Source organism: Photobacterium pectinilyticum, from assembly GCF_024357955.1.
Classification (GTDB): Bacteria; Pseudomonadota; Gammaproteobacteria; order Enterobacterales; family Vibrionaceae; genus Photobacterium; species Photobacterium pectinilyticum.
Genome location: NZ_JANEYT010000012.1, coordinates 93,227 through 99,440, shown reverse-complemented (window position 1 = coordinate 99,440; position 6,214 = coordinate 93,227). Strand labels below are relative to the sequence as shown.

Annotated in this window: 4 protein-coding genes, 1 rRNA gene and 1 riboswitch; of the genes, 1 reads left to right on the top strand and 4 read right to left on the bottom strand. The window is 47.7% G+C overall.

Annotation, left to right across the window (positions count from 1 at the left end; translation table 11 throughout):
* Nucleotides 1-45: 45 nt before the first annotated feature.
* A 16S ribosomal RNA gene (locus NHN17_RS07800) occupies nt 46-1,598 on the bottom strand.
* A gap of 449 nt (nt 1,599-2,047) precedes the next feature.
* Between NHN17_RS07800 and NHN17_RS07795 the strand changes: the two genes are divergently transcribed.
* A complete protein-coding gene (locus NHN17_RS07795) occupies nt 2,048-2,497 on the top strand; it encodes an RNA recognition motif domain-containing protein (RefSeq protein ID WP_255041671.1) in 450 nt (149 codons plus the stop codon).
* Here the strand turns inward: NHN17_RS07795 and murI are convergent.
* The 3 genes from murI to NHN17_RS07780 all read right to left on the bottom strand — a co-directional run bounded on the left by murI (nt 2,469) and on the right by NHN17_RS07780 (nt 5,895).
* Nucleotides 2,469-3,254, bottom strand: a complete 786-nt coding sequence (gene murI / locus NHN17_RS07790) for a glutamate racemase (protein ID WP_255041670.1) — start codon at nt 3,252-3,254, stop codon at nt 2,469-2,471. The genes NHN17_RS07795 and murI overlap by 29 nt on opposite strands.
* Before the next feature lie 75 nt (nt 3,255-3,329).
* On the bottom strand, nt 3,330-3,998 hold the full coding sequence (locus tag NHN17_RS07785) for an adenine nucleotide alpha hydrolase (RefSeq protein WP_255041668.1): 669 nt from the start codon (nt 3,996-3,998) through the stop codon (nt 3,330-3,332).
* Between the two features lie 49 nt (nt 3,999-4,047).
* Complete coding sequence (locus tag NHN17_RS07780) at nt 4,048-5,895, bottom strand: TonB-dependent receptor domain-containing protein (protein ID WP_255041666.1); 1,848 nt, start codon at nt 5,893-5,895, stop codon at nt 4,048-4,050.
* 39 nt (nt 5,896-5,934) lie between these two features.
* Nucleotides 5,935-6,159: riboswitch (cobalamin riboswitch) on the bottom strand.
* Between the last annotated feature and the right edge of the window lie 55 nt (nt 6,160-6,214).

Genomic DNA, 6,214 nt, shown 5'->3' with positions numbered 1-6,214 from the left:
ACCAAGCAATCTGTGTGGACACTGCATAAAACGCAGTCATATCGTTAAGGAGGTGATCCAGCCCCAGGTTCCCCTAGGGCTACCTTGTTACGACTTCACCCCAGTCATGAACCACACCGTGGTAAACGCCCCCCCGAAGGTTAAGCTATCTACTTCTGGTGCAGCCCACTCCCATGGTGTGACGGGCGGTGTGTACAAGGCCCGGGAACGTATTCACCGTAGCATTCTGATCTACGATTACTAGCGATTCCGACTTCATGGAGTCGAGTTGCAGACTCCAATCCGGACTACGACATACTTTGTGGGATTCGCTCACTATCGCTAGCTTGCCGCCCTCTGTATATGCCATTGTAGCACGTGTGTAGCCCTACTCGTAAGGGCCATGATGACTTGACGTCGTCCCCACCTTCCTCCGGTTTATCACCGGCAGTCTCCCTGGAGTTCCCGCCATTACTCGCTGGCAAACAAGGATAAGGGTTGCGCTCGTTGCGGGACTTAACCCAACATTTCACAACACGAGCTGACGACAGCCATGCAGCACCTGTCTCAGAGTTCCCGAAGGCACCAATCCATCTCTGGAAAGTTCTCTGGATGTCAAGAGTAGGTAAGGTTCTTCGCGTTGCATCGAATTAAACCACATGCTCCACCGCTTGTGCGGGCCCCCGTCAATTCATTTGAGTTTTAATCTTGCGACCGTACTCCCCAGGCGGTCTACTTAACGCGTTAGCTCCGAAAGCCAGAACTCAAGGTTCCAGCCTCCAAGTAGACATCGTTTACGGCGTGGACTACCAGGGTATCTAATCCTGTTTGCTCCCCACGCTTTCGCATCTGAGCGTCAGTCTTTGTCCAGGGGGCCGCCTTCGCCACCGGTATTCCTTCAGATCTCTACGCATTTCACCGCTACACCTGAAATTCTACCCCCCTCTACAAGACTCTAGCCTGCCAGTTCCAAATGCTATTCCGAGGTTGAGCCCCGGGCTTTCACATCTGGCTTAACAAGCCGCCTGCATGCGCTTTACGCCCAGTAATTCCGATTAACGCTCGCACCCTCCGTATTACCGCGGCTGCTGGCACGGAGTTAGCCGGTGCTTCTTCTGTTGCTAACGTCAAACACATACGCTATTAACGTATACGCCTTCCTCACAACTGAAAGTACTTTACAACCCGAAGGCCTTCTTCATACACGCGGCATGGCTGCATCAGGGTTTCCCCCATTGTGCAATATTCCCCACTGCTGCCTCCCGTAGGAGTCTGGACCGTGTCTCAGTTCCAGTGTGGCTGATCATCCTCTCAGACCAGCTAGAGATCGTTGCCTTGGTGAGCTCTTACCTCACCAACAAGCTAATCTCACCTGGGCTAATCCTGACGCGAGAGGCCCGAAGGTCCCCCTCTTTGCTCCGAAGAGATTATGCGGTATTAGCCATCGTTTCCAATGGTTATCCCCCACATCAGGGCATATTCCCAGGCATTACTCACCCGTCCGCCGCTCGCCGCCCAACAAATCGCCCGAAGGGTCAATGTTGTCGCTGCCGCTCGACTTGCATGTGTTAGGCCTGCCGCCAGCGTTCAATCTGAGCCATGATCAAACTCTTCAATTAAAGTTTTGGCTCAATGAAATACTGTTAAACCATTACCGAAGTAATGATTGAATTGACTGTGCCAAAATAACTTGCGCTATTTTGTATTGGTCACTCAGTTTCATTGATAATTCTTTTGTTGACTATCATTTCACGAGTGCCCACACAGATTGCATGGTCAAATTGTTAAAGAACAATACTGATTGGTTAGCGGCTTAAGTTGCCGTGCTCCGTGTCAGTGAGGCGGCATTATAGAGATTTGAATCACTCTGACAAGGGTTTTCTTTAAAAAAAATTCCACCCGGCGATTATTTCTACTAATGTGAGATAAACGCCTCTAATTTCAACATTAGAGGGGCGTCACACTCGCTAGCTAGCAATTACAAGTCAATGAAAGTAATATCAATGTGACTTTGTTGTTAAAATAACCAATAACGCCTTCTTTTTTCTTATGACGATGTAGTTAACTTATGAAATTATCCGATCAATCTCTTAAACCGATTCTCGCAATCGCCATTGTTGGGGGCTTAGTATTTAGTTTCCTCCCCATCTACCCCGGTATTGCCTTTGCACTTGGAGCGATTTGTACTGCTTTTATCCTGCCACTAATCCCAACTCAATCATCATCTGCTGAACCAAACATAACCCAAGCCAGTAAAACCCTTTACGTTGGCAACCTGCCTTATCGGGCCAATGAAAGTGAAGTAAAGAAGTTATTTTCTGAGCATGGTGAAGTCTTTGCTGTTCGCTTAATGAAAGACAAACGAACAGGTAAAAGGCGAGGGTTTGGTTTCGTTGTTATGAGCAGCAACGATGCTGACAATGCGATAGCCCAATTAAATGATAAAGAATATGGCCAACGCACCCTGAAAGTCCGTGAAGCCAATGAGCCTAAGGCCGGGGAAACTGAAGAGTCCTAACTGGCGTTAATTTCATTTCTGCCAAACTTTTATTGAGTGCCGCTGTGTTATTACCAGCGGCACTATTGTATGTCAGGTTAGGCTCAGCACTGGTTCTTGTTATTTCTCCCAGCAAATCCTTCACCCTATTTGCTATCGCCCGCCCAGAGTCGACAATAATCACATCACCTTTGATGGCTTCAATTATCTCATCTTTAATCAACGGGAAATGGGTACATCCCAACACTACACAATCCACTTTGCCTCGCCATAGTGACAAAATGCCTTCAAGTTCAGTAATAGAAATCGGCTGGCCACGCAGTTTTTGTTCCGCCATTTCAACCAAGCGTGTGGATCCTATTCTTAGCACTTCACAATGACTGGCAAACTGGCTAATAAGTAAGTCAGTATACTCACGCTGTACCGTAGCTGGTGTTGCCAATAGACCAATCACCTTTCGCTGGCTAAGTATGGCCGCGGGCTTTATTGCCGGAACCACACCAACGACAGGGATAGATAAGCACTCACGTAACGTTGGCAGCACGATCGTACTGGCGGTATTACAAGCAATCACAACTAAATCGATAACATGGCGTTCGACTAGCCGAGAGACAATATGGCGGGTTCGCGCTATAAGCTCTTCTTCAGACAATTCGCCATAGGGGAAAGCAGCATCATCGAATGCATAGATATATTGGACGTCAGGCAGCTGCGCATATATTTCCTGATATACGGAAAGTCCACCTACACCGGAATCAAAAATCAGTACCCGCTTCACACTCACTCTCTGCCATGTCACTCACAAGGGGCAATATCATACTGCGAATTTAGGGCTTCACCAAAATAACAGCGATTATTTTGAAATTAGGCAATAGCGCTGATAATGAAAGCGGCTCTGTCTTTCTGTCTCCGTTAACTCAATATTCAATACCCCACGAAAGCATGGCGCCTTAACCACTAAAGTATGAAACTCGCCATCCTCACCACACGGATCAACTTCAGCAGGTAATGAGACAATAAGCTCGCTGCTATACCACTGACCACAAAAGCCCCCATCTAGCTGACTGGTATCTATTGCTGTTAATATGGTTTGGATACCCCGCTGAAGTATTTCATTGGCCAATGCACTGCTCTCTTCTCCCATCAAAGGGAAGACGCACTGCCAGCCAGCAGGTTCGATATAGCTGCGACGATAATCGGCAATCCCATTACAGAACATATCACCAAAGGCCACAGCCTCGACTTCCAAGCCACTACTACGCAGCCCTTCAATAACCAGTGACTGGTAGACCTCATTTGGCGGGAACACCTCGGGTAAGGCTATTTCTACTAATGGTAGACCGGTTAAGGCAGCTTGAGCTCGAACCACCTCTAATGGTGTGGCCTGAAAAGGGACTTCGTCTTCAACATAGGTGGTATACAACCCCACCACATTATAGCGGGGATCTTCCAGCAAGCGGATCAAGGTTAAAGTTGAGTCTTTGCCAGAAGACCAGCTGATAATGGTTTTTAATGGGCACATGGGTATTGGCTCCAAGAAAAAAGCCACCAGCAGGTGGCTTAGGGTGTAGTTAGAACTGGTAAGTCACAGTTGCGTAGTAGCTACGCTCTTGGACGTTATAAGTTTCTTTCGCTACATAATCTTCATCGAACAAGTTAGCGACTCGTCCTCGTAGAATTAGGTTGTCGTTCCAGTAATAGCTTGCTGCCAAGTCAACCAAGGTATAAGCATCCAAACTTTTAGTATTGGCTGCATCATCGTAGCTCTTGCCTTTGTATAACGCACTGACATCAAACTGCCATTGGTCAAGCAAATAGGACACATTCCATTTCGCGTTATGCTTAGAGCGACGGATCAGTTGTTTCTTGGTGCTGCTATCTTCAGCATCCAAATAGTCATAACTGATATCGTGGTAGAGTGGCCCGGTATTGAATCCAGCGGTTAATTCAAGCCCCTTGATCTTCGCTTCATCCACATTCATCGGGATCCAGTCGCTAAATGGGTTGTCGGGATCAATCGGCGCCCATGCAATAAGCTGATCGATATCAGATTGGTAGGCTGTTACCCGCCAGTCCAGTAGTTGGTGTGAGCCAGACAGTGATACTTCATAGTTGGTCGACTCTTCTGGCTGAAGGTTCGGGTTACCGGAGTCAGGCCAATACAAATCATTGAATGTCGGTGCCTTAAACGCTGTGCCAACATTGGCCGAAATCTGATAGTTTGTCAGGAAAGAGTATGCGGCTGCGGCCTGCCAAGTATTATTACGGCCATAACTGTCATTATCATCAGTCCTGACGCTACCCTCTAGCTGCAAACCCGCCTCGTTACGGTAAATAGAGGTAAAATACAGCGCAGTATTGTCACGCTCATCTTGCGAAAGAACAGTCGTACTATTGGATACCGAATCGCGATACCACTCAACACCACCGCCGAATTCCAGTTCAGAGTTCAGTTGGTAGTAGTTTTGCCAATTTACTACATCCCGCTTGGTTTTGATCTTACTGCCTGCACTGATATCACTGAAGTTACGTGCTTCATCTTGGTTCTGCGCAACAGTTAACTCACTGATGAAGTTATCATTGGTGTAACCCGCCTTGGCAGCCACGTTATACAATGATGACTCCGTTTGAGCATTAGGGGTGGAAATGAAGTCTCCCGTTGCAAAGTCGAAATACCCATCATCGTATTCACTTTCACCATCATGATAGTAACCTTGAAGACTGAGTTTCCAGTTGTCATTTAGCTGGGTACCAATTTCAGCCACGATATTACTGTTCTTGAAACCGTCATCATCTTGCTCATACGGCTCCTGACGGGCAGAAAATCCGTCAGCCTTTTCACCCCTGAGGGCAATTTTACCCCAACTATTTTGACCTAACGCTCCAGCAACTGAGCCTCCTAACTGGTAATAACCATCACTGCCCGCTCCAGCAGTAACCTCTGCCAACGTCTCGCCCGGTTGATAAGCCGTAATAATATTCAGTACGCCACCTACCGCATCAGAACCATAAAGTGCCGCTCTTGAACCTCGGATAAACTCGATACGTTCAATACCCGTCAAAGGGATTTGGCTAAAGTCAGCACTGCCCAGCGTCGCACTCCCAATTCGAACGCCATTGATCATCACTAATATATGACGTGAGGTCGTACCGCGAACATACACTTCTGTATTTTGACCATAACCTCCAGAAACCACCTGCACACCCGGCAAGCGGCGTAGTACCTCAGCCATAGACTTGGCTTGAATGGCATCAATCTCTTCTTTGGTTACAACAGAGACAGGGGCAATCACATTTTTGACAGATTGCTCAAATCGGTTGGCGGTTACGACCATCACTTCATCGGACGAAGTCTCGGCGGAAACCATAGACGGCAGGCACAAGGGTGCCAACGCCACAGCTAAAAGCGTTTTATTCATTATTTAGATACCTTAAGTCGCGTTAAATCCTAAGCCACTGCTTGGCTCGGTACACTGGTCGGTCTTCGGACTTAAGAGCTTGGCCGGACGGCCACCTAGGCAACAACTTCCCACTTCAGGCATCTGCATTGCACAGATTGTAGAAGCAGTGTTCGAACTTAACGTCCATGTGCTTTCGTTCTCTATCACCGCTGCGCGTCAGTCACGGAATTTCACCGCGTTCCCTTGCCTGCAAGCAGGCTAACCAGCGCAATTGCATGCTAATTATCCTACATCTTAATGTCTAGCTGTTATTGCTGTGAGCACAAAATAACGGTTG

What these genes read in the sequence shown, in the direction of transcription:
- NHN17_RS07795 (WP_255041671.1), top strand. Translation starts at nt 2,048, where the DNA reads ATGAAATTATCCGATCAATCTCTTAAACCGATTCTCGCAATCGCCATT.
- NHN17_RS07785 (WP_255041668.1), bottom strand. Translation starts at nt 3,998, where the DNA reads ATGTGCCCATTAAAAACCATTATCAGCTGGTCTTCTGGCAAAGACTCA.
- NHN17_RS07780 (WP_255041666.1), bottom strand. Translation starts at nt 5,895, where the DNA reads ATGAATAAAACGCTTTTAGCTGTGGCGTTGGCACCCTTGTGCCTGCCG.